This is a genomic window from Microbacterium sp. PRC9 (assembly GCF_031844125.1).
GTDB lineage: Bacteria > Actinomycetota > Actinomycetes > Actinomycetales > Microbacteriaceae > Microbacterium.
Window position 1 is genome coordinate 379,636 of record NZ_JAUZUR010000005.1, and the last position, 23,292, is coordinate 402,927.

22 protein-coding genes and 1 riboswitch are annotated in these 23,292 nt (G+C 70.8%); of the genes, 6 read left to right on the forward strand and 16 right to left on the reverse strand.

What is annotated here, in order from left to right; genetic code table 11:
* Positions 1-129: 129 nt before the first annotated feature.
* A complete protein-coding gene (locus Q9R33_RS13320; protein ID WP_311294078.1) occupies positions 130-1,746 on the reverse strand; it encodes a DUF4407 domain-containing protein in 1,617 nt (538 codons plus the stop codon).
* A gap of 491 nt (positions 1,747-2,237) precedes the next feature.
* Complete coding sequence (gene rlmN / locus Q9R33_RS13325; protein WP_311294079.1) at positions 2,238-3,479, reverse strand: 23S rRNA (adenine(2503)-C(2))-methyltransferase RlmN; 1,242 nt, start codon at positions 3,477-3,479, stop codon at positions 2,238-2,240.
* 65 nt (positions 3,480-3,544) lie between these two features.
* Here rlmN and Q9R33_RS13330 point away from each other — a divergent pair, with 65 nt between their 5' ends.
* Positions 3,545-4,183: a LysE family translocator gene (locus Q9R33_RS13330; RefSeq protein ID WP_311294080.1), complete on the forward strand. Its 639-nt coding sequence runs from the start codon at positions 3,545-3,547 to the stop codon at positions 4,181-4,183.
* A gap of 1 nt (position 4,184) precedes the next feature.
* Complete coding sequence (locus tag Q9R33_RS13335; protein WP_311294081.1) at positions 4,185-5,060, forward strand: HAD family hydrolase; 876 nt, start codon at positions 4,185-4,187, stop codon at positions 5,058-5,060.
* A gap of 12 nt (positions 5,061-5,072) precedes the next feature.
* On the opposite strand, the gene Q9R33_RS13340 is transcribed toward Q9R33_RS13335, so the two are convergent.
* The 10 genes from Q9R33_RS13340 to Q9R33_RS13385 all read right to left on the reverse strand — a co-directional run bounded on the left by Q9R33_RS13340 (position 5,073) and on the right by Q9R33_RS13385 (position 16,242).
* A complete protein-coding gene (locus Q9R33_RS13340) occupies positions 5,073-6,074 on the reverse strand; it encodes a LacI family DNA-binding transcriptional regulator (protein ID WP_311294082.1) in 1,002 nt (333 codons plus the stop codon).
* A gap of 2 nt (positions 6,075-6,076) precedes the next feature.
* Positions 6,077-9,136: a glycoside hydrolase family 2 TIM barrel-domain containing protein gene (locus Q9R33_RS13345; protein ID WP_311294083.1), complete on the reverse strand. Its 3,060-nt coding sequence runs from the start codon at positions 9,134-9,136 to the stop codon at positions 6,077-6,079.
* Positions 9,133-9,942, reverse strand: a complete 810-nt coding sequence (locus Q9R33_RS13350; protein WP_235560287.1) for a carbohydrate ABC transporter permease — start codon at positions 9,940-9,942, stop codon at positions 9,133-9,135. The genes Q9R33_RS13345 and Q9R33_RS13350 overlap by 4 nt, the downstream gene beginning before the upstream one ends.
* Positions 9,935-10,906, reverse strand: a complete 972-nt coding sequence (locus Q9R33_RS13355; RefSeq protein WP_235560288.1) for a carbohydrate ABC transporter permease — start codon at positions 10,904-10,906, stop codon at positions 9,935-9,937. Before Q9R33_RS13355 ends, Q9R33_RS13350 begins: the two co-directional genes overlap by 8 nt.
* A gap of 87 nt (positions 10,907-10,993) precedes the next feature.
* Entirely contained in the window at positions 10,994-12,295 is a 1,302-nt protein-coding gene (locus tag Q9R33_RS13360) for an extracellular solute-binding protein (protein WP_310249343.1), read from the reverse strand.
* A 393-nt stretch (positions 12,296-12,688) separates the two neighbouring features.
* Entirely contained in the window at positions 12,689-13,075 is a 387-nt protein-coding gene (locus tag Q9R33_RS13365) for a VOC family protein (RefSeq protein ID WP_310249346.1), read from the reverse strand.
* A gap of 119 nt (positions 13,076-13,194) precedes the next feature.
* The gene (locus Q9R33_RS13370) at positions 13,195-14,034 is read right to left on the reverse strand and encodes an NAD(P)-dependent oxidoreductase (protein WP_056371996.1); all 840 of its coding nucleotides are present in this window, start codon (positions 14,032-14,034) and stop codon (positions 13,195-13,197) included.
* Between the two features lie 24 nt (positions 14,035-14,058).
* Positions 14,059-14,835, reverse strand: coding sequence for an enoyl-CoA hydratase-related protein (locus Q9R33_RS13375; RefSeq protein ID WP_311294084.1), 777 nt, complete (start codon positions 14,833-14,835; stop codon positions 14,059-14,061).
* A gap of 9 nt (positions 14,836-14,844) precedes the next feature.
* The gene (locus Q9R33_RS13380) at positions 14,845-15,606 is read right to left on the reverse strand and encodes an SDR family NAD(P)-dependent oxidoreductase (RefSeq protein ID WP_311294085.1); all 762 of its coding nucleotides are present in this window, start codon (positions 15,604-15,606) and stop codon (positions 14,845-14,847) included.
* Positions 15,607-15,726: 120 nt separating this feature from the next.
* Entirely contained in the window at positions 15,727-16,242 is a 516-nt protein-coding gene (locus tag Q9R33_RS13385) for a hypothetical protein (RefSeq protein WP_311294086.1), read from the reverse strand.
* A gap of 14 nt (positions 16,243-16,256) precedes the next feature.
* On the opposite strand from Q9R33_RS13385, the gene Q9R33_RS13390 reads away from it, so the two are divergent.
* From Q9R33_RS13390 to Q9R33_RS13400, 3 genes are all read left to right on the forward strand, one after another.
* Entirely contained in the window at positions 16,257-16,646 is a 390-nt protein-coding gene (locus Q9R33_RS13390; protein WP_311294087.1) for a DUF488 family protein, read from the forward strand.
* Between the two features lie 196 nt (positions 16,647-16,842).
* The gene (locus Q9R33_RS13395) at positions 16,843-17,568 is read left to right on the forward strand and encodes an aminoglycoside 3'-phosphotransferase (protein WP_311294088.1); all 726 of its coding nucleotides are present in this window, start codon (positions 16,843-16,845) and stop codon (positions 17,566-17,568) included.
* Positions 17,565-18,071: an SRPBCC domain-containing protein gene (locus Q9R33_RS13400; protein WP_311294089.1), complete on the forward strand. Its 507-nt coding sequence runs from the start codon at positions 17,565-17,567 to the stop codon at positions 18,069-18,071. The genes Q9R33_RS13395 and Q9R33_RS13400 overlap by 4 nt, the downstream gene beginning before the upstream one ends.
* Positions 18,072-18,150: 79 nt before the next feature.
* On the opposite strand, the gene Q9R33_RS13405 is transcribed toward Q9R33_RS13400, so the two are convergent.
* The 3 genes from Q9R33_RS13405 to Q9R33_RS13415 form a co-directional block, all read right to left on the reverse strand.
* Positions 18,151-18,951, reverse strand: coding sequence for an energy-coupling factor transporter transmembrane component T (locus tag Q9R33_RS13405; RefSeq protein ID WP_311294090.1), 801 nt, complete (start codon positions 18,949-18,951; stop codon positions 18,151-18,153).
* The gene (locus tag Q9R33_RS13410; protein ID WP_311294091.1) at positions 18,948-20,423 is read right to left on the reverse strand and encodes an ABC transporter ATP-binding protein; all 1,476 of its coding nucleotides are present in this window, start codon (positions 20,421-20,423) and stop codon (positions 18,948-18,950) included. Before Q9R33_RS13410 ends, Q9R33_RS13405 begins: the two co-directional genes overlap by 4 nt.
* Before the next feature lies 1 nt (position 20,424).
* Positions 20,425-21,069 (reverse strand): ECF transporter S component, encoded by a 645-nt coding sequence (locus tag Q9R33_RS13415; protein ID WP_310249368.1) that lies wholly within the window; start codon positions 21,067-21,069, stop codon positions 20,425-20,427.
* A riboswitch (TPP riboswitch) is annotated at positions 21,062-21,171 on the reverse strand. (Overlaps the previous gene by 8 nt.)
* A 37-nt stretch (positions 21,172-21,208) precedes the next feature.
* Between Q9R33_RS13415 and Q9R33_RS13420 the strand changes: the two genes are divergently transcribed.
* Entirely contained in the window at positions 21,209-22,858 is a 1,650-nt protein-coding gene (locus tag Q9R33_RS13420) for a D-alanyl-D-alanine carboxypeptidase family protein (protein WP_056372012.1), read from the forward strand.
* A gap of 18 nt (positions 22,859-22,876) precedes the next feature.
* Here Q9R33_RS13420 and Q9R33_RS13425 read toward each other — a convergent pair whose 3' ends face one another.
* Entirely contained in the window at positions 22,877-23,290 is a 414-nt protein-coding gene (locus tag Q9R33_RS13425; RefSeq protein ID WP_311294092.1) for an RbsD/FucU domain-containing protein, read from the reverse strand.
* Positions 23,291-23,292 lie beyond the last annotated feature (2 nt).

Sequence of the window (23,292 nt, forward strand, 5' to 3'; positions counted from 1 at the left end):
GCGGAACGGGGGGCGTGGCCGCCTCCCATCGGCGACCCGCCGGTCACTCTAACACGATATATCGCGACACACGAGACCGCTCCCATCCCGCGGCCCCGCAGTGCCGGGAAGGGACGGTGGATGCTGCGGCTACGCCTCCGCGCCCTGCGCGATGTCTGCGCGCTCGCGCCAGCTGCGCGCCGTGACGCGGTCGAGTGCCACCTGGCGGCGCAGCGCGTCGGCCTTCTCGTAGAGCGAGGGCTCGCCCCAGCTCGTGAGCACCTTCACGAGCACCGGGAGCAGCTCGATCATGAAGAACAGCCCGGCGATGAGCCAGTGCGCCCACGCGAGGATCGGCTCACGGGCCGACAGTCGCTCCAGCCCGCCGATCTGGCTCAGCAGGCCCACCGCGCCGGAGTTGCCGCTCGCGATCTCGGCGGCACGGGCGTCGTACGCGGCGAGCGCGGCCTGGTACTGCTCGCGCGCGCCGGGCAGCTCGTCCTTGGCCTGCTGCTTGTTCGTCGCCTCCGATGCGCCGGCGTCCGCCGTGCCCGCGGCCTGCGCGGTGGCGAGATCCGCCTGGGCCGCCGTCAGCTGGGAGTTCAGGTCGTCGTATGCCGCCTGGGCGGCGGCGAGCTGCGCCTCGGCGGCATCCGAGCTCGCGCCTTCGCCGGCGACGCCGCTGCATCCCTGCACCTCGCCGGCACCCTGTCCGGTCAGCTCGCACTGGTAGATCGCGCGCGCCTGGTCAATGACCTGCTGCTGTGCGGCGAGCTTCGCGGTGAGGTCGTCCACGGTCTGCTGCGCCGACGCCGTGGAAGCCGACGTGGTGTCGGCGCCCGCCACCACACCGCTGGCCGCCTGGCTCTCGAGCGCCGCGACACGTTCGCTCGCGGCATCCAGCGCCTGCTTCTCGGGCCCGGCGGTGACGGCGTCCTGATCCGACTGCGCCTGGGTGATGTTCGTCGCGTTCACCTCGCGCGCGATGTCGTTGTGGAAGATCTGCAGCACGAGCGGCTCGGCCACGACGATGCCGATGACGGCGGCCATGATGACGCGGGGGATCGCGAGCGCGATCAGCCGCCCGATGCTCTGCGACGAGCGCATCGTCGAGGTGAGGAAGCGGTCGAGGTTGAAGATGATGAGCGCCCACACGATCGCGAGGGGCAGCGCGCCCCACGCGACGATCCGCACTCCCGTGGTGAGCGCGAAGTACATCGAGATCGCTGAGATCAGGGCGGTGCCCGCGATCACGAAGAACATCTGCACGAAGCGCGGCGTCTCGGTCGGCACTTCGTCGAGCACCGATCCGTCGGCCCCGCCGAGGATCGCGAGTTTGCGCCAGCCCGACGTCCGCTCTCGACGCGGGCGCTTCGCACGCTTCGCACGGACGGGAGGAACGGATGCTGCCGCCTCCGGCTCCTCATCGCGCGAGGCTTGCTCGGCGACGGGCTCATCCTCACGCGGCTCGTCGACGGCGCCCCACTCGCCGATGGTCGTCGTCTGCTCCGCCACGACCGGCTCGGCCACGGCGATCGGCTGCGTCGGGTTCATCGCGAGGGCGTCCTCGAGGAGGTCCTTCGTCACCGGGAACGGGTCTTCGGGGCCGTCGTCGCCGGGGCGATGGTCGGCCCCGGGCTCACCGGCCGCCTGCTGGGCGCGCACGTCGTCGAGGTACAGATCCTCGGCCTGCTCGCCGTCCGTCTCGAACTCGATCCGGCCGTCGGAGCCGAACCGGCCCGGCCGGTGTGCGGAGTAAGAAGACATCCGCACACCATAGAGCGGGCAACCTGTGCGGCAGGTGTATTAGAGAAGCGTGAGATCCCGGATCCCCCCGGGTCGCGGCATCCGTCATCCCGTCCTCGCCGCGTGCGAAGTCCGGACTTCGCACGATCTGGAGGTCGGAACGCAGCGTTTCCCGGACCGCCCCGGATGGGCACCGTGCCCCGGCGCGCGAAGTCCGGACTTCGCGAGCTCCGAAGACCGGGCGGGTGCGTTTCCCGGACCGCCCCCGGATGGGCACCGTGCCCCGGCGCGCGAAGTCCGGACTTCGCAAGCTCCGAAGGCCCGTCGGGTGCGTTTCCCGGACCGCCCCCGGATGGGCACCGTGCCCCGGCGCGCGAAGTCCGGACTTCGCAAGCTCCGAAGGCCGGGCGGGAGCGTTTCCCGGACCGCCCCCGGATGGGCACCGTGCCCCGGCGCGCGAAGTCCGGAGTTCGCACGCTCCGAAGGCCGGGCGGGTGCGTTTTCCGGACGCGTCAGTCCTCGAGCGGGGTCGCCGCGGCGACCGCCTCGTCCTCTTCGGTGGCGACGAGCTGGCCGCACGCGCCGTCGATCTCCTTGCCGCGGGTGTCGCGGAGGGTCGTCGGGATGCCGGCGTCGTTGAGGCGGCGGACGAACTCGTTCTGCACGTCGACCTCGGACGCGGTCCAGATCGAGCCGGGAGTCGGGTTCAGCGGGATGGGGTTCACGTGCACCCAGCCGCGGCCACGGTCGTTGAGCTTCTTCGCCAGCAGGTCGGCGCGCCAGCCGTGGTCGTTCATGTCCTTGATGAGGGCGTACTCGATCGAGACGCGGCGGCCCGTCTTGTCGAAATAGGCGCGCGCGGCGTCGAGCGCCTCGTCGACCTTCCAGCGCGAGTTCACCGGGATGAGCTCGTCGCGCAGCTTGTCGTCAGGCGCGTGCAGTGAGAGGGCGAACGTCACGGGGATGTCCTCGGCGGCGAGCTTCGTGATCGCGGGCACGAGGCCGACCGTCGAGACGGTGATGCCGCGAGCGCTCATGCCGAGGCCGTGCTGCTTGTCGGTCATGACGCGCACGGCCTGCATCACGCGGGCGTAGTTGGCGAGCGGCTCGCCCATGCCCATGAAGACGATGTTCGACACCCGGTCGGCGGAGTGGTCGTCCTTCTTCTTTCCGCCGAGGCCCCCGTCGGCGATGAGCCGGTTGGCGCGCACGACCTGCTCGACGATCTCGGCCGCCGACATGTTGCGCGTGAGGCCGGCCTGGCCGGTCGCGCAGAACGGGCAGTTCATGCCGCAGCCGGCCTGCGAAGAGACGCACAGCGTGATGCGGCCGGGGTAGCGCATGAGCACCGACTCGACGAGCGCGCCGTCGTGCAGCTTCCACAGGAACTTGATCGTGTCACCGCGGTCGGTCTCCAGGCGGCGCACCTCGGTGAGGAGCGCCGGCAGCATGCCGTGCACGAACTCCTCGCGGCCCTCGGCGGGGAGGTCCGTCATGTCGGCGGGATTGTGGGTCCAGTGCTGGAAGTAGTGCTTCTCCAGCTGCTTCGCCCGGAAGCCGGGGAGCCCGAGCTCCTTGACCTTCTCGACGCGCTGCTCGGGGGTGAAGTCCGCCATGTGCACGGGCGGCTTGCCGCGCTTCGGACTCGCGAACTGCAGGAGGGGCCGGCCCTCGGCATCCTTCTGCTGCGTCCATCCCTCGGTCGCCGGACGCACCTGCCTCGGTTTCGTCGTGCGCACAGGGGAATCGGTCATGCGTCCAGGGTACGCGGACACGCCTGGACGGAGGCCGATCCCCGCGCCCGGACTAGGCTCGGCCTGTGGTGCCCGCCCCGAACCTTCTCGCCTTCACGCTCGCCGCCCTCGTCCTGATCGTGATCCCGGGCCCGAGCGTGCTCTTCACGATCGGGCGCGCGCTCGCGCTCGGCCGCATCGGCGGGCTGCTCAGCGTGCTCGGCAACGCGCTCGGCCTGCTGCCGATCATCGGCCTCGTCGCGATCGGCGTCGGCGGCATCGTCGCGCAGTCGGTCGTGCTCTTCACGATCGTCAAGGTCGGCGGCGCGCTGTACCTCATGTACCTCGGCGTGCAGGCGATCCGCCACCGTCATCGCGCCGCCGCGGAGGCGAACGGCGGCGCGGCGCCGCGCTCGGCGTGGCGCCAGCTCGGCGAAGGGTTCGTCGTCGGCATCACGAACCCCAAGACGATCGCGTTCTTCGTCGCGGTGCTCCCCCAGTTCGTCGATCTGAACGCCGGCATGGTTCCGCTCCAGATGATCGAGCTCGGACTCGTGTTCTTCGTCATCGCCCTCATCTCCGACGGCATCTGGGCGCTCATCGCGGCCGGCGCTCGCGACTGGTTCGGGCGCTCACCGAAGCGCATCTCCACCCTGTCGGCCACCGGAGGCGGCCTCATGATCGGCCTCGGCGGCATCCTCCTCTTCACCGGGAACAAGCACTGACATGACGACGGTCCCCCCGCCCCCTGCCGGCCGCCGGCGGATCATCTTCCTCGATGTCGACGGAACACTCCTCGAGCACGGCTCGCACGTGTCGCCCTCGACCGGCCCGGCCATCCGCGCGGTGCGCGAGGCCGGGCACCTGGTGTACCTGAGCACCGGCCGGTCGGCCTCCGACATCCATCCGGACGTCGCCGAGATCGGCTTCGACGGCGCGGTCACCAACTCGGGCGCGCTGGTCGTGTCGGGCGAAGAAGTGGTCGTCGACCGCCCGCTGTCGCCCGCCGCGACGGACCGCATGCTCACGGCGCTGCGGAGCCGAGGCATCCGCTACTTCCTGCAGACCCGCGATGCGGTCTACGCAAGCGACGACATGGCCGAGCTGATGCGCGACTACGCGGCGGCGCTCGAGGCGCGGGAGGCGGCGGGCCGGCAGGTGCGGCCGGAGGACTCGCTGGTCGGTCTCGCGCAGCGCACGTTCCCCGGCGTCGAGGAAGCGGACCTCACCCGCATCGACAAGGCCGTCTTTGTCAGCGACCACCCCGAAGGCCTCGACGAGCTGCGGGAAGACCTCGGCGACGAGTTCCTGATCGTGCCGGGGAGCATGCCGCTGCCGGGCGGCTCGAACGGCGAGATCAGCGAGCGCGAGACGACGAAGGGGTCGGCGATCGAGCTGCTGCTGGCGCACCTGGGCATGGACGCCGCCGACGCGGTCGCGGTGGGCGACAGCTGGAACGACATCGAGATGTTCCAGGTGTGCGGCGTCTCGGTGGCGATGGGCAACGCCCAGCCCGAGCTCAAGGAGCTCGCCGACTTCGTCACGACCGACGTGCTCGACGACGGGATCGCGAACGCGTTCCGCCGCCTCGGCCTGATCTGAGCCCCGGGCCGCTCAGCCCGCGGGTGCGGCGGTCGATGCGCGGAGCACCAGCTGCGTCGCCAGCCGGACCTGCTCAGGCGGGGCGCCGCGCTCCATCTCGAGCGCGACGCGCAGTGACTCGCGGCCGAGCAGACCCCAGTCCTGACGCACGGTCGTGAGTGGCGGGGCGAACATCTCGGCCTCGTCGATGTCGTCGAATCCGAGGACCGACAGGTCCTGCGGAATCCGCAGGCCGGCCTCGATGATCGCACGGTAGGCGCCCAGCGCCATCTGGTCGTTGGCCGCGAAGACGGCGGTGGGGCGCTCCTCGGCGAGCAGCTGCCGCATCGCGCGGTAGCCCGAGCCGGGGCTCCAGTCCCCGGGTCGAGCCGCGGGAAGCACGCGTCCGCGCTCGGCGAGCACGGCGCGCCAGGCGTCGAGCCGCGACGCCGCGGAGAACGAGCCGGGCGGTCCGGTGATGTGGTGCACCGTCTGGTGGCCGAGGTCGAGCAGGTACTCCACCGCCTGGCGCGCACCGACGTCCTGATCGAAGTCGACGGTGGCGACGCCGTCGACGAGCGGCGGGCCGAGGATCACCGCCGGCACCCCCTCGGGCAGCTGCAGCGCCTCGTCGATGCCGAACGGGGCGGGGAGGATGACGATCAGCACGTCGACCGCCATCTCCCCCAGTCGCGTGAAGGCCCCGTTGGCCGCCTGCCCGGAGGAGGCGGCCAACGGCATGAGCGTCGTCGCGTAGCCGCTCTCGGCGGCCCGCTCGGAGATCTCCTCGAGCGAGCGGTGGGTGCCCACGGAATGCAGGCTGTGGTACACGACACCGACCGTGCGGAACGACCCGCGCCGGATGGCGCGGGCCGCCGCATTGGGGCGGTAGCCCAGCTCACGCATCTTGGCGAGGACGAGCTCGCGCTTCTCGGGCGCCACGTTCGGCTCGCCGTTCGCGACGCGGGAGACCGTCTGCACCGATACGCCGACGGCCTGCGCCACGTCACGCAGCGAGGTGCGGCGCTCCTGCACTCTCAGACTCCTCGGAAGGCGAAGTCGAACACGAGGTCCCCGCTGGTCGGCAGGTGGTACTGCGCGAGCGTGCGCGCACCCCACGCGTCGTCGCCGCCCACGCCGCGCCGCATGAGCGCCGGCCGCAGCACGGTGCGGTGGATCGGCGGCAGCTCGGTCTGGTGCAGGGCGTTCTCCACTTCGTCCGGCGTCCACGGCAGCGCCGAGAACTCCATGCCCCCGGCGGACTCGACGCGCAGACCCGCTCCCCTGCCGTCGGTGACCTCGGCCCACCGCACGCCGGTGCGGCTTCCCGCCTCCTGCGGACGCAGATAGGGGGTGAGCTCCGTCGTCACGTCGCGATCGTACACGCCCAGGCGTGCCCCGCCGCGGCGGTCGACGTAGCACTCCTCGGGTCCGTCGCCGTACCAGCGCAGCCGGCGGAACTCCGGCAGCGTGGTGAGCAGCATCCCGAACTCGGGCAGGCTCGGCAGACCCTCGACCAGGTGCAGCGTCTGCGTCACCTCGACGCGGCCAGAACCGTCGACGCGGTAAGCCACGTCGCACGTCGTGGCCGGCCGCGTCGGCAGCTCGTACTCGTACGTCACCGTCACCGCGGTGGCGTCCTGTTCGACCCGCGTGCGGGTCAGCGGCTCGCGCACGCGCCCGTAGCGGCCGGCGAGCAGCCACTGGCCATCCTCGAAGGGCGCCTCCCACCCGCGCTCGTTCGACGTCGGCGCGTGCCAGAAGTGCGGCCGCGGCATCCCCTTGAGCAGCTCCCGCCCGCCGTCCGACGTCATGCCGAACCGATAGGAGGTGAGCCCGCCGTACAGCGTCGAGAACAGGGTGCTGAAGCCGGCACCGCGCACCCCGATGTTGTGCGCGCCGCGGATGAGCTCGGGCGCCGGTGCCGCGACCCGCGCGGGCGGCGCCCCGACCTGGACGACCCGCTGCTCGTACGCGACCTCGTGTCCTTCCGGGGCCCACGCCGTCGCCGCCCGCAGGCGGAACGACACGTCGATCGCGTACTCCCCGGGCGCGGCGGGGACCGCGATGGGGAGGGCGACGCGACCGGTGTCGCCGGCGGCGATGTCGGTCTCGACGTCTTCGCTGCGCAGCATCCGTCCCTCGCGCGAGAGCGTGACGACGCAGCGGTACGCGGCGCTGGACGTCGAGAGCAGACGGTTGTGCACGGTGAAGCCGTCGTCGTCGATGCGGATCTTGAAGCCCTGGTAGAGGTACGCGACCTCCTGGAGCTTCGGCGTCGGCGAGTGGTCGGTGAAGAAGATGCCGTTGCCGCAGAACTCGGCATCGTTCGGGGAGTCGCCGAAGTCGCCGCCGTAGCCGTAGTACTCCTTGCCGTACCGGTCGGTCAGGGCGATCGCCTGGTCGGCGAAGTCCCAGATGAACCCGCCCTGGAACAGCGGCTCGCGGTAGGCCAGCTCGATGTACTCGTCGACGGCACCGAACGAGTTGCCCATGGCGTGGGCGTACTCGCACAGGATGAACGGCTTGTCGCGGCGGTGACGCAGGTACTCCTCCACCTCCGCGGCGGGGGTGTACATCTGGCTCGCGACGTCGGTCGTCTCCTCGTAGCGCGGGTCCCAGAACACGCCCTCGTAGTGCACCGGGCGGCTGTCGACCTCGCGGAACCACGCGGCGACGTCGCGCAGGTTGGTGCCGCCGAACGACTCGTTCCCGCACGACCACATCACGACGCTCGGGTGGTTCTTGTCGCGCTCGAACATGCTCGCCGCGCGGTCCATCAGCGCCGGCCGCCACTCGGGGCGATCGCCGGGGACGGCGTCCTCGATGGGCGCGCCGAGCTTGCGGATGCGATCCCAGACGCCGTGGCTCTCGAGGTTCATCTCGTCGATGACCATGAGCCCGTGCCGGTCCGTGAGCTCGTAGAACACCGTGCTGTTCGGGTAGTGGCTGGTGCGCACGGCGTTCACGCCGACGGCCTTCAGGGCGAGGAGGTCGGCCTCGATCTCGGCCGCGGTCTGCACGCGCCCGGCGAGACCGAACTCGTGCCGGTTCACCCCGAAGAAGACCACACGCCGCCCGTTGAGCTTCATCAGCCCGTCCTCGATCGCGAAGCGCCGCACGCCGACGCGCTGCACGATGACTTCGGTCACCTCGCCCGCGGCGTCTCGCACCTCGATCTCGACCTCGTACAGCCACGGGTCCTCGGGGCTCCACAGCCGCGGACTCTCGAGACGGATGCCGAAGCCGCCGTCGCCGTGGGGCTCGAGCGGTCCCACCCCGGCGAGGCGGGCTGCGACCCTCCCCTCGCCGCGCAGGTCGACGCGCAGGGCGATATCGGCGGACCCGGCGTCGTGGGCGAGGTCGACGTCGACCCGGAGGTCTTCGACGTGCGCACGGGGACGGCGGTACAGGACGACGTCGCGGAACAGCCCTGAGAACCGGAAGAAGTCCTGGTCCTCGAGCCATGAGCCGCTGGAGAACTTGAACACCTGCGCGGCGAGCTTGTTCTCCCCCTCGACCAGCGCGTCGGTCACGTCGAACTCCGACGGCGTGAAGCTGTCGGTGGCGTACCCGAGGTAGCGCCCGTTGAGCCAGACCGCGATCGCGCTCTCGGCGCCCAGGAAGCTGATGCTCACCGACTCGCCGTCCTCGACCGGCCGGTCGAGGACGAAGCTCTTCACGTACGAGGCGACGGGGTTGTAGCGCTCGGGCACCTCGCCCGGGTCGATCTGCTCGACGCCGTCCCAGGGGTACTGGACGTTGACGTACTGCGGGCGGTCGTAGCCGTGCAGCTGGATGTGCGCGGGGACCGGGATGTCGTCCCAGCTCTCGCAGTCGTACTCCGGGTGGAAGAAACCGGCCGGGGCCGCCGCGGGGTTCTTCGCGTAGTGGATCTTCCAACGGCCGCTGAGCGACTGCTCGCAGCCGCTGTCGCCTTCCGCCGCCTCGGCCGCCGTCCGGAACCAGCGGTGGTCCGAGTGGGCGGGCCGGCGGTTCTCCTGGACGAACCGGGGATCCGCGATCCGCGTGGCGTCGAACATCACGCCCTCCTCTCCGAAGCTCTCGGTCTCGATGTCGATGGTGTCGAGGGTCACTTGACCGCCCCCGTGATGCCCTGCGCGAACTGCCGCTGCAGGAGGAGGAACACGATCATCGTCGGCAGCGACGACAGCAGCACGGCGAGCATCAGCACGCCGTAGTCGGTGACGTACCCGGCGCTGATGTTCGCGGTGAGCATCGGCATCGTCAGCACGCTGTTGTTGACGAGGATCACCTTCGGCCACAGGAAGTTGTTCCACGCCATCATGAACGTGATGACGGCGGCGGCCGCGAAGGTCGACTTCATCGTGGGGACGTAGATCCGCGCGAAGATCGACAGCTCGCTCAGCCCGTCGATGCGAGCCGCCTCGATGATCTCGTGCGGGAACGACCGGGACGCCTGCCGGAACAGCAGGATGAGGAACGGCGTCGAGATCATGGGGATGACCACCGCCCACAGCGAGTTCACCATCCCGACGCGCGCGAACAGCTGGAACAGCGGGATCATCGTGGCGGCGAACGGGATCATCATCGCGAGCAGCAGGATCGCCATGACGGCGTCCTTGCCCTTGGAGTGATAGACCTCGAAGCCGTAGCCGGCGATGGAGCACACCGTCAGCGCGAGGATCGTCGTCCCCACCGCGATGAGGAACGAGTTCGTCATCGCGCCCACGACGTCCTGCGTCGAGAAGAGGGCCGCGATGTTCTCGAAGAGGGCGGTGCCCGGCAGCATCCGTGACGACAGCACGTCCTTGCTGGTGTTCGTGGCCGAGACGGCCATGAAGTAGAGCGGGAAGACCGAGAACAGGGCCCAGATCGCCAGCAGGGCGTACCCGGGAAGACTGCGGAGCTTGTTAATCACGCTTGTCACCGACCTTCATCTGGATGAACGAGAGGATGGCGACGAGCATGAGGATCACGTACGAGATCGCCGCGGCATAGCCGAAGTTGGGGTTCTTCTGGAACGACACCTCGTAGAGGTAGTGCGCCATCGACATGGTCTGGTGGGCGGGGCCGCCCTGGGTCAGCGCCCACGACTCGTCGAACATCTGCAGGGTGCCGTTGATCGACAGGATCGCGGTGAGCACGATCATGGGCTTCAGCTGCGGCACGGTGACGTACCAGAACGTCTGGAAGGCATTCGCCCCGTCCATGCGGGCCGCCTCGATGCTGGACTGGTCGATGTTCTGCAGGGCTGCGAGGTAGAAGACCATGTTGTAGCCGGTCCAGCGCCAGAGCAGGCCCAGGATGATCACGAAGCGCGCGGTCTCGGGCTGGCCGAGCCAGTTGATCGGGCCGCCGATGGCACCGATCGACATGAGCATGTCGTTGACGAAGCCGTCATTGGCGAAGAGCGTCCGGAACACCAGCGAGTACGACACCAGCGACACGGCGCAGGGCAGGAAGATCGCGGTCCGCCACACCGCCTTGAACCGGAGCTTCGGGTTGTTGAGCAGGTTCGCCAGCACCAGTGCCAGCGCCAGCATGATGGGCACCTGGATGATCAGGTAGATGAACGTGTTCGTCAGCGTGAGGCGGAAGACGTCGTCGTTCAGCAGGCGCTCGTAGTTGTACCAGAGCGGGTCGGCGAACTCGAGGCGCGTGCCGCGTCCGGTCTGCAGCGACAGGACGAAGGCCTGCGCCATCGGGATGAAGCTCATGAACAGGATGAGCAGTGCGGCGGGGAGCAGGAACCCCCACCCGGTGAGGCTGCGGCGGCGGGTGTTGCTGAGCCACGGCTTGCGGTCGCCGATGTAGTTGTTCAGCGGCGGCGGCTGATTGCGCCTGCTCGCAGTCTTGGTGCGCGTCTTCACGTCGGAGGCCACGGCGTCGTCTCTTTTCCTTGGGCGGTCAGGGCCACGGTTCCGGTCCGGCGGGGCGGGTTCGCCGCCCCGCCGGACCGTCTCGCGTGGTTACTCCATCGCGAACTCGACGTTGGCCTGCGCCTCTTCGAGCGCCGTCGTCATGTCGGTGCCGCCCATGATCTGCGTCATGGCCGTGCTCACCGCGTCACGTGCCTCGTAGTAGTACGCACCCGTGTTGTTCGACGGGACCTCCGGGCCGAACTTCACGACGTCGGCGAAGATCGGCTGACCGCCGAAGAACGCGATCGGCTCGTTGTAGACGTCGCTGTCACCGGCCGGGATCCAGTTCGCGACCGCGCCGGCCTTCGGCAGGATCGTGTCGTACAGCTCGGTCGAGCCGGCGAAGGTCGCGCCGAGGAAGTCCGACGCGAGGTCGACGTCGGCCGTCGACGAGATCGCCCAGGACGATCCGCCGTTCGCGGAGTAGTTCGTCGCGCCCGAGACCGTGTCGAGCTTGGGGAGGTTCGTGACGGCCCACTTGCCGTCCTGGTCTTCCGCGGTCTGGATCGAGCCGACGATCCACACGCCGTTGATCGTGCCGCCGACCGTGCCGTTCACGAGCGTGCCGATGTACTCGTCCCACGAGTTGACCTCGACGAGCACGCCCGCCTCGACGAGCTGCGTGTAGGTGTCGATGGCCGCCTCGAGCGCGGCGTTGTCGACGATGGTGGGGTTGCCCTCGTCGTCGAACAGGCTGGCGCCGGCGGACTGCAGCATCATCATCGGGATGTCGGCGGAGCCGGCCTGGCCCGACAGCAGCGGCTGCCCCGTCTTGGCGAGCACGTCCTTGCCGATCGTGAGGTACTCGTCCCACGTGATGTCGGTGAAGTCGTCGACGGTGTAGCCCGCCTCCTCGAGCACGTCGGTGCGCAGCGCTGTGATCGCGGTGCCGGCGTCGAAGGGCACGCCGTAGTTGACGTCGTCGATCGTGGAGTAGTCGACGACCGACTGCGGGAACTCCGAGAAATCGATGTCGGAGTCGCTGAAGTCCGAGAACAGGTCGGGGTAGTTGATCCCGTTCTTCTGGAACGCGTTGTTCTGCATCAGGAAGATGTCGGGCAGCTCGTCGAACGCCTGCGACTGCGCGATCGTCGTGAGCTTGGTCTGGAGGTCGTCCCACGGCACCTCGACGATGTCGAGTTCGAAGTCGGGGTGATCCTTCTGGTACACCTTCTCGGCCTCCTCCATCGCGTAGATGTTGAAGGCGGGGTCCCAGGTCCAGACGGTGAGCGTCTCGTCCCCGTCTCCCTCGCCGGAGCCGCCGCCCGACCCGCTGCAGGAGGTCAGGGTCAGCGCGAGGGGAACGGCGAGCACGAGGGCTCCCGCGGTCAGCTTGGTGAAGCGCTTCATGGGATTGCAGATCCTTCCATGGATTCCGTGACGCCGAAGCGGTGCCCCGGCGGCGAGACGCGCTGCACGTGGTGCCGTGCAGAGCGTGGGGCGGATCAGTCTTCGGCGCGTCGAACGCGCGTCGGAACGAACAGAGACACATCCGGAAGTACCGCGGCGATGCGGCGTCGCATCGTTGCGCTCTCCGGTGAGCACGCCGTCCTCTGATTCCGATGGAAAGCTAACACTGGTAACGTCACCACGCCAGTGTTTGAGCGGATTTTCCTTTTTTGAGAATCATCCTCGCCAACGCCGTCGCGCAAGGTCGCCGACGGCGCCTTCGGCGTGCAGGCGGAAGGCGCGGAGGGCGGACGGATGCTGCCGCGCCGGCGTCGCGGCCGCGCGCGGCGGACCTCAGCCCTCGGCCGTGGGGGCCTCTGCGCCGAGGTTCACGAGGTTGCCGGCGGGGTCGCGCACCTGCGCGACCCGCTCGCCCCACGGCATGTCCTCCGGTGGCTGGATCGGGTGACCGCCCGCGCGCACCCACGCCCTGAATGCGCGATCGACGTCGTCGACGTAGAACCACAGTGCGACCCGCTCGCCGCCGCCGGGCGGCAGAGCGTCCTCGTCGCGGCCGATCCCGAGCGGGACCCCGTCGATCTTCAGCGACACGTACGCGTCGGCGCCGTTCGCGTCGGCGAACCGGTAGTCGACGACCCCGCCGAGCGCGCGCTCGTAGAAGCTCACGAGCTCGGGCAGCTCGCGTGCCAGCAGGATCGGGAACAGGCTCCGCACCGCCATGGCCCCACGCTACGCCGCCGCACCCGTGCGAGACAGGGGATCCTCACCGAGACCGACGACGACCCCGATCTCGCGGGCGAATCCTCGGTCTCGGCGAGACCTCGGATTCGCCGGCGACATCAGTCCAGGAAGATGTCGGGGAACAGCGCCTCGTCGGGCGTGCCGGGAACCGCGGCGTACCCGGAGAAGTCGGTGACGCCGGAGGCCTCGAGCACGTCCTCGACGATGAGCGTCTGCCCGGTGTACTCGCGCGAGGGCCGGGTGAACACCTCGTACGCCGCGTCGGCGTAGATCTCGGGCGTGCGGCTGACCTTCATCATGCGGTCGCCGCCCAGGGCGAACTGCACCGCGGCGGTCGCGATCGTCGTGCGCGGCCACAGCGTGTTCGCGGCGATCCCCGCCTCGGCGAACTCCGCGGCCATCCCCAGCGTGACCATCGTCATGCCGTACTTCGCCAGCGTGTATCCGGTGTGCCCGCCGAGCCACTTCGGCGACAGGTTGAGCGGCGGCGAGAGCGAGAGGATGTGCGGGTTCGCGGCATCCTTCAGAATCGGCACCGCTGCCCGCGAGAGCATGAACGTGCCGCGCACGTTGACGTCCTGCATGAGGTCGTACTTCTTGGCGTCGAGGTCGAGCGAGCGCGACAGGTCGATGACCGAGGCGTTGTTCACGACGATGTCGATGCCGCCGAACTCGCCCTGCGTCTTGAGCACGGCCTCGGTCACGTCGTCGTCGTTGCGCACGTCGCCGACGATCGGCAGTGCGTTGCCGCCGGCCGCGCGGATCTCTTCCGCTGCCGAGTGCACGGTGCCCTCGAGCTTGGGGTGGGGCGTGTCGGTCTTGGCCAGCAGGGCGATGTTGGCACCGTCGCGCGCCGCGCGCAGCGCGATCGCGAGGCCGATGCCGCGGCTGCCGCCCGACATCAGGATCGTCTTGCCGGCGAGGGGCTTGTCGCTCATCTCAGGATCTCCTCGGTCAGGAAGTCAGGAACGGGATTTGGCGGATGCTGCAGCGAAGGCCGCGACGCGCGCCTTGGCCTCGGCGGTGTCGAAGCGGGCGCCGATGGATCGGGCTTCGTCGTCGAGGTTCTCGCCGAACGAGCGCCCGGCTCCGGTGCGGACGAGGCGCTTGGCCTGCCCGAAGGCACCGGTGGCGCCTGCGAGCCAGAACCGCGCCACCGCTTCGGCGCGCGAAGCGACGTCGTCGGCCGGGACGACCTCGGTGACGAGGCCCCAGTCGAGGGCGGTCGGGGCGTCGATGGTGAGGTCCTGCAGCAGGAGCTGCAGCGCTCGCCGCTGCCCGACCGCGGCGGGCAGCAGCGTCGAGACGCCGAGGTCGGGGGTGAGCCCGATGTTCGCGTACTTGCTGACGAACTTCGAGTGCTCCGACGCGACGATGTAGTCGGCGGTGAGCATCAGGCCCAGTCCCCCGCCCGCGACGGCGCCCTGCACGGCGGCGACGACGGGCGTGTCGGATTCGACGAACGTGCGGATGCCGTCGTGGATCGTGTGGGCCGCGCCGGTCACGTCAGCGCCGGAGGCCCCCGACGTCGCCATCTCGATGACGTCGCCGCCGGCGCAGAAGGCCGGGCCCGCAGCATCCAGGATGATGGCCCCCACCGACGCGTCGGAGGTGAGCTCGTGCGCGACGTCGCGCCAGCGGGCACCCATCTCGAAGCCCATGGCGTTGAGGAACGCCGGCCGGTTGAGGGTCACGCGCGCGAGGGCGCCGTCGCGCGTGACGAGGATCGAGTCGCCCATGCGGTCTCCTTACTTCGGGGCCATGCGAATGGCGCCGTCCAAGCGGATGGTCTCGCCGTTGAGGTAGCCGTTGTCGACGATCGACATCACCAGGCGCGCGTATTCGTCGGGCTTGCCGAGGCGCTGCGGGTACGGCACCTGCTCGCCGAGGGAGTCCTGCGCCGCCTGCGGCAGGCCCATCAGCATGGGGGTCTCCATGATGCCGGGCGCGATCGTCACGACGCGGATGCCGTAGCGCGCGAGCTCGCGGGCGATCGGCAGGGTCATGGCGTGCACGCCGCCCTTCGACGCCGAGTACGCGGGCTGGCCGATCTGGCCGTCGAACGCGGCGACGCTGGCCGTGTTCACAACCACGCCGCGGTCGCCGTCGGCCGTGGGCTCGGTCTTCGCCATGGCGGCGGAGGCCTGCGAGATGACGTTGTACGTGCCGATGAGGTTCACGCGGATGATCCGCTCGAAGCCCTCCAGCGGCGACGGGTTGCCCTCGCGATCGAGCACCTTGGCGGGCGGCGCGATCCCGGCGCAGTTCACGACGACGCGGAGGGGGCCGGATGCTGCGGCCGTGGCGACGGCGGCTGCCACCTGATCCGGGCTCGTGACGTCGGCCGGCGCGAACGATCCTCCGAGCTCCACGGCGAGGTCGGCGCCCGCCGAGGTCGGCAGGTCGACGATCGTGACGGTCGCGCCCGCGGCGGTGAGACGCCGGGCCGTGGCGAGGCCGAGTCCGCTCGCGCCACCGGTGACGAGTGCGGCGGTGCCCGTGAGGTCCATGGATTCTCCTTCGAAGTCCGGATTCTGCGGAACCGCGTATCAGCATACGCGGGACTCAGTCCCATCGCTCACCAGCCGGCGACGCGACGGGACCAGGCTAACGGGCGGTCGCGGAGACCGTCACGGCCCGATCTGCGGGCCGATGCGCGTGAGGGCCGAGATGCGATCGATCAGCTCGGCGGGCCGTGCCAGCAGCATCCGCGCCTCGCCACGCGCGGTCAGGTACTCCACGAGCCGCGTCGTCGCCTGCGCGTCCCCGCGGCGGTAGCCCGAGAGGTAGTGCTGAGTGGCGCGCCATTCGAGCCGCTCCCCGTCGAGCGTGGTGATCACGACGAGGAAGGTGGGGGTCTCGGCCGCCTCGCCGGCCTCGAGCCCGCCGGCCACGCCGCCGAGCAGCGCCGCCGCCATGTCGGACATCGCGGGGTACGGCCACCAGGTCGCCGGCGGATCCACCGTGACCGTGTGCACCTGGGACCACAGCACGAACTGCGACCGCGGATCGCCGATGTGGCGCGAGAGCCCGTCCGGCGACAGCCGCACGTGCCGCGCGGTCGTGTCGCCGATCGCGACCGCGGGCTCCGCGCCCTCGAGCGCCGTGAGGGGTCCTCGGCGGCGGGTCGCGCGCGTGGCGGGCATGCCTCCATCCCACCATGCCGGTGGCGCACCGCCAGGCAGGCGAGTTGGATGCGCATGGAGATCCGGCTGAAGCGCGTCTGCGACGACCCGACCCCGGGCGACGGCTTCCGCGTGCTGGTCGACCTCTCTGGCCGCGTGGCCCCTCGAAGGAGCGCGCGGCGCTCGACCTGTGGGCGGAGGAGGTCGCGCCCTCGACCGAGCTGCGCAAGGCCTTCCCCCACGACGACCTGTCGTGGTCGGACTTCGAGGCGGCATACCGGGCCGAGCTCGCCGGACCCACGGCGGGCGCGGTGGGTGCGCTGCGCGCAAAGCACGCGCCCCACCTCGCCGTGACGCTCCTTCATGCGGTGCACGACGACACCCACCACCACGCCGTGATCCTCCGCGAGGCGCTCGAGGCCTGAGCCGTGCCGGTCCTCCTCCCGCGGTGCCGTCCGGGAAAAGCATCGATTCGGTGTCCAGGACCTGCGAAGTCCGGACTTCGAGCGTCGGCGCGCCCCTGATCCGGAGGAGACCGTCCAGGAAACGCATCACTCCGGAGTCCAGAACCCGCGAAGTCCGGACTTCGCAGGGGGCCCCGCGCGCGGGAGGATGGAACTCGTGTCGATCCCCGTCGCAGACGTCGCCGTCCCCGAGCGGGTCAGGGTGCTCGCGCGCGGCGCCGGACTCACCCCCGTCTGGCTCAACGAGCTGGGCGGCACGACGTTCCGCACCGACGACGGCAGGTACCTCAAGTACGGCCCGCGCAACGCCGAGACGTCGTTCGCAGGCGAGGCGGAGCGGCTGCGGTGGGCGGCGCGGTACACCCCCGTCCCGCGGGTGCTCGAGTCCGGAGGCGACGACACCCACGAATGGCTGGTGACGGCGGCCCTCCCCGGCGTGTCGGCGGTGGATCCGCGATGGATCCGGGATGCCGGCACCGCCGTCCGCGCGGTCGGCGAGGGTCTGCGCGCGCTCCACGAGTCGCTGCCGGTCGACGACTGCCCGTTCGGCTGGGGCGTGCCCGGGCGCATCGCGAACGCCCAGGGGCGCGGCATCCGTGTTCCCGATGAGTGGCGGGACGCCCCGCCGATCGACCGGCTCGTCGTGTGCCACGGCGACGCGTGCTGCCCGAACACGCTGATCGGCGACGACGGCCGGTGGAGCGGGCACGTCGACCTGGGCGCGCTGGGCGTCGCGGACCGCTGGGCCGACATCGCCGTGGCGTCGATGTCGACGGCGTGGAACTATGGCGAGGGATGGGAGGACGCCCTCATCGAGGCGTACGGGATCGAGCCCGATCGCGAGCGCCTGTCGTACTACCGGGAGCTGTGGAACGCGACATGACCGAGATCACCGGGAACGTGTGTGACATCGACGGCAAGCCGAACCTCGTGATCCTCCGGCGCTTCCGGGCGACCGCCGACGAGGTGTGGCGCGAGCTCACCGAGTCCGCGCGGCTCGAGCGGTGGATCGGCCGCTGGGAGGGCGATCCCGCGACCGGGCACGTCACGTTCTTCATGACGGCGGAGGATCCGGATGCCTCGGGTGAGGAGTACACGATCCTCGAGTGCGACCGCCCGCGGCGCTTCGCCGGCGACACCTCGGCCGCCTCGGGTGCGTGGCACCTGTGGTTCGAACTCGCCCCGGACGAGCACGGCGACACCGTGCTCACATTCGGTCAACGTCTGGGCCCCGAGGACGAGGTGGGCTCGATCGGCCCGGGTTGGGAGTACTACCTCGACCGCCTGGTCGCGGCGCAGGCAGGCGTCGCCGTCGACACCGTGAACTGGGACGACTACTTCCCCGCGCTGCAGCCCGGCTACGAGCGGCTGGTCGCCGGCGGCTGAACCGGGGCCGAAGCACCGGCCGTTGAGCGAAGGGCGCTCTGGCGCCCGCAGACGAAACGTCGTCGAACCGACGACGAGCTCAGGACCAGACGAACCGGAACGTGCCCGCCGCGACCGCCACGCCGATCGCGAGCGCCATGATCACGGTGCCGCCCAGCAGCGCCACGGCGTCACGGGGGTGCAGGCGCGACGGACGCGCCCACGTGCGGCGGATGCCCGAACCGAAGCCGCGCGCCTCCATCGCCATCGCGAGCTTCGTGCCGCGGCGCACCGCGAAGACGAGCAGCACGAAGGCCATCGAGAAGAAGCGGCGGACGGCGCCGCTGTCGCCGACGCCCCGCGCCCGGCGTGCGAGGCCCATGCTGCGCCAGTCGTCGAGGAAGAGCCCGAGCGTGCGGGTGCCGGCGAGCACGCCGAGCACGAAGCGCGACGGCAGCTTCGCGACCTGGGCGAGCGCGTCGGCGAGCTCGGTCGGGTCGGTGCGGCCGAACAGCAGGATGGTCGGCAGGGCGAGGGCGAGCACGCGCAGGCACACCGCGATCGCGAGGGCGATCGAGTCGTCGCTGATCGTCGCGTACCAGAACGACCAGTAGACGGTGCCGCCCGGCTCCGCGTACAGCAGCATGCTGAGGCCCGCGACCGGCGCGAAGACGAGGATGGGCAGCATCCGTTTCAGCACCGTCAGGGCGGCGAGGCCGGTCAGCGGGATGCAGGCGATCTGGAGCACGATCGCCACGAGGGCGCTCGTGGCGTCGATGGACGCGAAGAGGGGCACCGACAGCAGCAGCGCGAGCGCGATCTTCGTGACCGGGTTCACCCCGTCGAGCCAGGCGCGGGGCGCCGCCTCGGCCTCGGCGGTGCGCGCGTCGACGGCGGTCACGATCCCACCCCCGCGTGCACGGGGAGGCCGAGCTCGATGCGGTGGCCGCCGAGATGGCGCAGCACGTCCTCGTCGTGGGTGACGGCGACGACCGTCGTGCCGGCGTCGATCTCGGACTGCAGCAGCTGCACGAGCTCGATCCAGCCGCGGCGGTCCTGACCGAAGGTCGGCTCGTCGAGCACGATCACCGGGGGCGCGTCGGCGAGCACGGTCGCGACCGAGAGCCGGCGCTTCTGCCCGCCCGACAGGGTGAAGGGGTTCGCGGCGGCGAGCGGTGCCAGGTGCAGCCGTTCGAGCAGTTCGTCGACGATCTGGTCGACGGCGGCCGGGTCGACGCCGCGCGAACCCGGCCCGATGGCGAGCTCGTCGCGCACGGTCGCGGCGAGGAACTGGTGCTCGGGCTCCTGGAACACCGTGCCGATGCGCGTGAGCAGCTCGCGCGACGTCCACTTCGACGGGCGCCGGCCGGAGCGGCCCGCGAGTTCCGGCGCGGACTCGACGCGACCCGCCGCCTCGGGCAGCAGGCCCGCGAGCGTCAGTGCGAGCGTGGACTTGCCGGCGCCGTTCGGCCCCGTGATCACGGTCGCGGCCGCGCGCGGCACGGCGAGGTCGAGCCCCGCGCGCACGATCGTGCGGCCGTCACGGGAGATCGAGAGAGCGGATGCCGCCACAGCCGTCGGCGCGTCGGGCCGGGCGGAAGCGAGGACGGGCAGGTCGACCGGGTGGCCCGGCACCCACACGCCGGCCGCGGCGAGCGTGGCGCCGTGACGCGCGAACACCTCGGCGGGCGTCCCGTCGGCGAGGAGTCCGCCGTCGGCCCCGACCACGATGACGCGGTCCATGAGATCGGCCCACACCGCGGTGCGGTGCTCGATCACGACGAGCGTCGCGCCCGTCTCGCGCACCGCACGCTCGACGGCGTCGCGCACCTCGCGGACTCCGTCCGGGTCGAGGTTGGCGGTGGGCTCGTCGAGCAGGAGCACCCCGGGCCGCATCGCCAGCACCCCGGCGAGGGCGAGGCGCTGCTTCTGTCCCCCGGAGAGCGCCTTAGTGGGCCGGGTCAGCGGCACGTCGAGCCCGACGGCGTCGAGCGCCTCTGCGACCCGAGCCGGGATCTGTGCGGCCGGAACACCGAGGTTCTCGCACCCGAAGGCCACGTCGTCGCCCACCTTCGACAGCACGACCCCGGCGTCGGGGTCCTGCAGCACGAGCCCGACGCGACCGCGGTGAGCCTCGGCGCGTCCACCGTCGATGAGGAGCGTGCCGGTCTCGTCACCCTCGTCGGCGCCGCCGAGGAGACCTGCCATGCCGGCGAGGAGCGTCGATTTGCCCGCGCCGGATGCGCCGAGCAGGAGCACGCGCTCCCCGGGCTCGATCGTGAACGAGACGTCGTGGACGGCAGCGGCCCGGCGTCCGCCGTAGCGCCACCCCCAGCCCGCCGCCGTGATGCGGGCGGGGCGGGTCGCCGTCACGTCAGACCTCGCGGCGCGCTTCGCGTCCGACGGCGAAGCGGTTGAGGGCACCGGTCGCGGCGAGCCCGCGCACGGCGAACCATCCGACGAGGCCCGCGAGCAGCGCGCCCGAGACCGCCAGCGACACCAGGTAGATCACGTTGAACTCGAGGGTCTTCAGGATGTTGGGCGAGCTGCCGTAGAACAGCTCGAACACCCAGGCGCCGACCGCGGCGCCGACGCCGGCGAGCATTGCGACGGGCAGCGTGAAGCGGCGGTAGAGGAAGATCGCGAACACGAGCTCGGCGCCGAGGCCCTGCACGATGCCCGAGAAGAGCGTCGAGACTCCCCACACGTTGCCGATGAGCATCGACACGAGCGCGGCGATCACCTCGACGAGGAGTGCGGCACCGGGCTTGCGGATGACCAGGCCGCCGATGACGCCGCCGATGAGCCAGATGCCGACGGCGATGCCGCCGAGACCGGGGGTGAGGCCATCCATGGCGACGAACCAGGTACCGCCGATGGTGTTCCAGGCCCAGAAGACCAGGCCGATCGCGACGCCGAGCACCGCGGCGACGACGATGTCGACGACCCGCCAGCGCAGGCTCCGCGGGGCCTTCGAGTGAGCCGCAACGGGGGTGGATGCGGACGTGGACGCGTGCATATGAGCTCCTCCCTGCGCCGGCATGATCCGGATCAGGTTCGACGGTCGAAGCGTGGATCGCTTCCTCTCAGCCCGGCTCACCGGACTCCCGTGGTGTTGGCGACGAGTATACCGCCGGTTCAGCAGGTATTTTGGGGGGGTGACTTCGGACGACACCCCTGCACCCACGCGTCGCGCGCGACGCGTGCAGACCGGTGCCGTCCCGGTTTCGGGTTCCGAAGACGCGCCCGACGGCGGCATCCTCACGATCCAGACGGGTGAGACGGATACTGTCTACCCGCCGTCGACCACCGCTGCGGTGGACGTGACCGCGGCCGCTCCGACGATCGCCACGGTGCCCGTCGCCGAGGTGCCGTCGGTCGCGACGTGGAACCCCGCGGAGCCCGTCGAGCCGTCCGGCTTCGCGCTCCCGACCGACCTCGGCACCCCGACCGTCACCGCGGTCACGGGCGGGCACACCGCACTCGCCTGGGTCGACGAGTCCGTCGTCGAGCACGGCGCAGCCCCCGCCGACCTGACCGCGGCCGCGACCCCGTACGTGGCAGTCGAGGCCGACCTCCTCTCCGATGCCCCGCGCCGCTCCCCGTTCCGCGCCGCCGTCGTGGTGCCCACGCTCGCGATCGCGGCGGTCGTCGGCGCCTACGCGGCGACGACTCTGCTGTGGCCGCTGCACGCTGTCGCCCCCACCGTCACCGCGATGGAGGTGCAGCCGATCGCGGCGCCCGCCGCCGCGCCCGCGTGGCCTGCTCAGGGCAGCGCGGCCGAAGCGGTCGCCGGCGTCCCGGGAACGCTCGCCTCCACGGCCGATCCCGACGCGATCGCCAGCATCACCAAGATCGTGACCGCGCTGGTCGTGCTCGAGGAGATGCCGCTCGCCGTGGGCGAGCAGGGACCGGAGTACCGCTTCACGTCCGCCGACCGCTCGCGCTACTGGCAGTACCGCGCCGGCGGCGAGTCGGCGCTCGACGTCCCCGTCGGCGGCTCGCTCACCCAGTACCAGATGCTCGAGGGCATGCTCATCGGCTCGGCGAACAACTACGCGGACCGGCTCGCGCAGGGCATCTGGCCCTCCGACGCCGTCTTCGCGTCCGCCGCCAACGCCTGGCTCACCGCCCACGGCGTTCCCGGGGTCACCGTCCGCGAACCCACCGGCATGGACTCGCGCAACGCCGCGAGCCCCGAGGCACTCGTGACGCTCGCGCAGAAGGCGCTCGCCAACCCGGTCATCGCCGAGATCGTCGCGAAGCAGTCCGTCGACCTCCCCGGCGCCGGGCACGTCGAGAACACCAACGGCCTCCTCGCCGATCCGGGCGTCGTCGGCCTCAAAACCGGCACGCTGGACGCCTGGAACCTGCTCTCGGCGAAAGACGTCACGATCGGCGACAAGACCGTGCGCCTCTATGCGTCGGTGCTGGGTCAGCCGAACGACGAGGCCCGCCTCGCCGCATCGCGCGCGCTGTATGCGCAGATGGAGGCGGAGCTGCAGCCCAAGCCCTCGGTGACGGCGAGCACCGTGGCCGGCCAGGTCGAGACGCTGTGGGGCGACAAGGTCGACATCGTCACGTCAGGCGACGCCTCGGTGATCCTCTGGAACGGCGGCAACGGCACCGTCGCCACCAGCTACCACCTCGGTGACAGCCGCGACGCCGGCGATGTCGTCGGCTCGCTCAGCGTGACCGGACCGCTCGACGCCACCACCGTCGATCTGGAGCTCGCGGCCGAGATCACGGATCCGTCGCCGTGGTGGCGCCTCACGCACCCGCTGGATCTCTTCGGTCTCAACGGCTGAGCCGCCGCAGGGATCCGCTCAGGCGGACGGGTGGCCCACGACGCCCTTGCGCAGCAGCGCGTTGCCGTAGGTGCGCGTCTCGCCGGTGCGCACGATGACGTACGCGGTCTTCGCGAGCTCGTAGTACTCGAACCGGTCGACGTACCGCGGATCGTCGACGCCCGCCGCGGCGGCGAGCTCGCGCTGCACGTCGAGCACCTCGCCGTCGGCCGATGCCATGAGATCCAGCGCGGGTGCGTCGTCGAGCGACACCACGCTGCGCACCGCCGCCAGCACCTCCGGCGTCGTCGTTCCCGGCAGATCGATGACGCGTGCACCGATGGCCCACGCCGGGAAGTGCGCGTCGGCGATCACGACCGCGTCGGAGTGGCCCATGCGGTCCAGGTGGAGCAGCAGCTCCCCGGTCAGCAGGGGGTTGATGCCCTCGAGCATGA

Excerpts from the sequence above, each read along its gene's own strand:
- Q9R33_RS13320 (WP_311294078.1), bottom strand. The coding sequence starts at position 1,746 with ATGTCTTCTTACTCCGCACACCGGCCGGGCCGGTTCGGCTCCGACGGC.
- Q9R33_RS13415 (WP_310249368.1), bottom strand. The coding sequence starts at position 21,069 with ATGCACGCGTCCACGTCCGCATCCACCCCCGTTGCGGCTCACTCGAAG.
- Q9R33_RS13370 (WP_056371996.1), bottom strand. The coding sequence starts at position 14,034 with ATGAGCGACAAGCCCCTCGCCGGCAAGACGATCCTGATGTCGGGCGGC.
- Q9R33_RS13360 (WP_310249343.1), bottom strand. The coding sequence starts at position 12,295 with ATGAAGCGCTTCACCAAGCTGACCGCGGGAGCCCTCGTGCTCGCCGTT.
- Q9R33_RS13375 (WP_311294084.1), bottom strand. The coding sequence starts at position 14,835 with ATGGGCGACTCGATCCTCGTCACGCGCGACGGCGCCCTCGCGCGCGTG.
- Q9R33_RS13390 (WP_311294087.1), top strand. The coding sequence starts at position 16,257 with ATGCCGGTGGCGCACCGCCAGGCAGGCGAGTTGGATGCGCATGGAGAT.
- Q9R33_RS13425 (WP_311294092.1), bottom strand. The coding sequence starts at position 23,290 with ATGCTCGAGGGCATCAACCCCCTGCTGACCGGGGAGCTGCTGCTCCAC.
- Q9R33_RS13385 (WP_311294086.1), bottom strand. The coding sequence starts at position 16,242 with ATGCCCGCCACGCGCGCGACCCGCCGCCGAGGACCCCTCACGGCGCTC.
- Q9R33_RS13365 (WP_310249346.1), bottom strand. The coding sequence starts at position 13,075 with ATGGCGGTGCGGAGCCTGTTCCCGATCCTGCTGGCACGCGAGCTGCCC.
- Q9R33_RS13380 (WP_311294085.1), bottom strand. The coding sequence starts at position 15,606 with ATGGACCTCACGGGCACCGCCGCACTCGTCACCGGTGGCGCGAGCGGA.
- rlmN (WP_311294079.1), bottom strand. The coding sequence starts at position 3,479 with ATGACCGATTCCCCTGTGCGCACGACGAAACCGAGGCAGGTGCGTCCG.
- Q9R33_RS13400 (WP_311294089.1), top strand. The coding sequence starts at position 17,565 with ATGACCGAGATCACCGGGAACGTGTGTGACATCGACGGCAAGCCGAAC.
- Q9R33_RS13335 (WP_311294081.1), top strand. The coding sequence starts at position 4,185 with ATGACGACGGTCCCCCCGCCCCCTGCCGGCCGCCGGCGGATCATCTTC.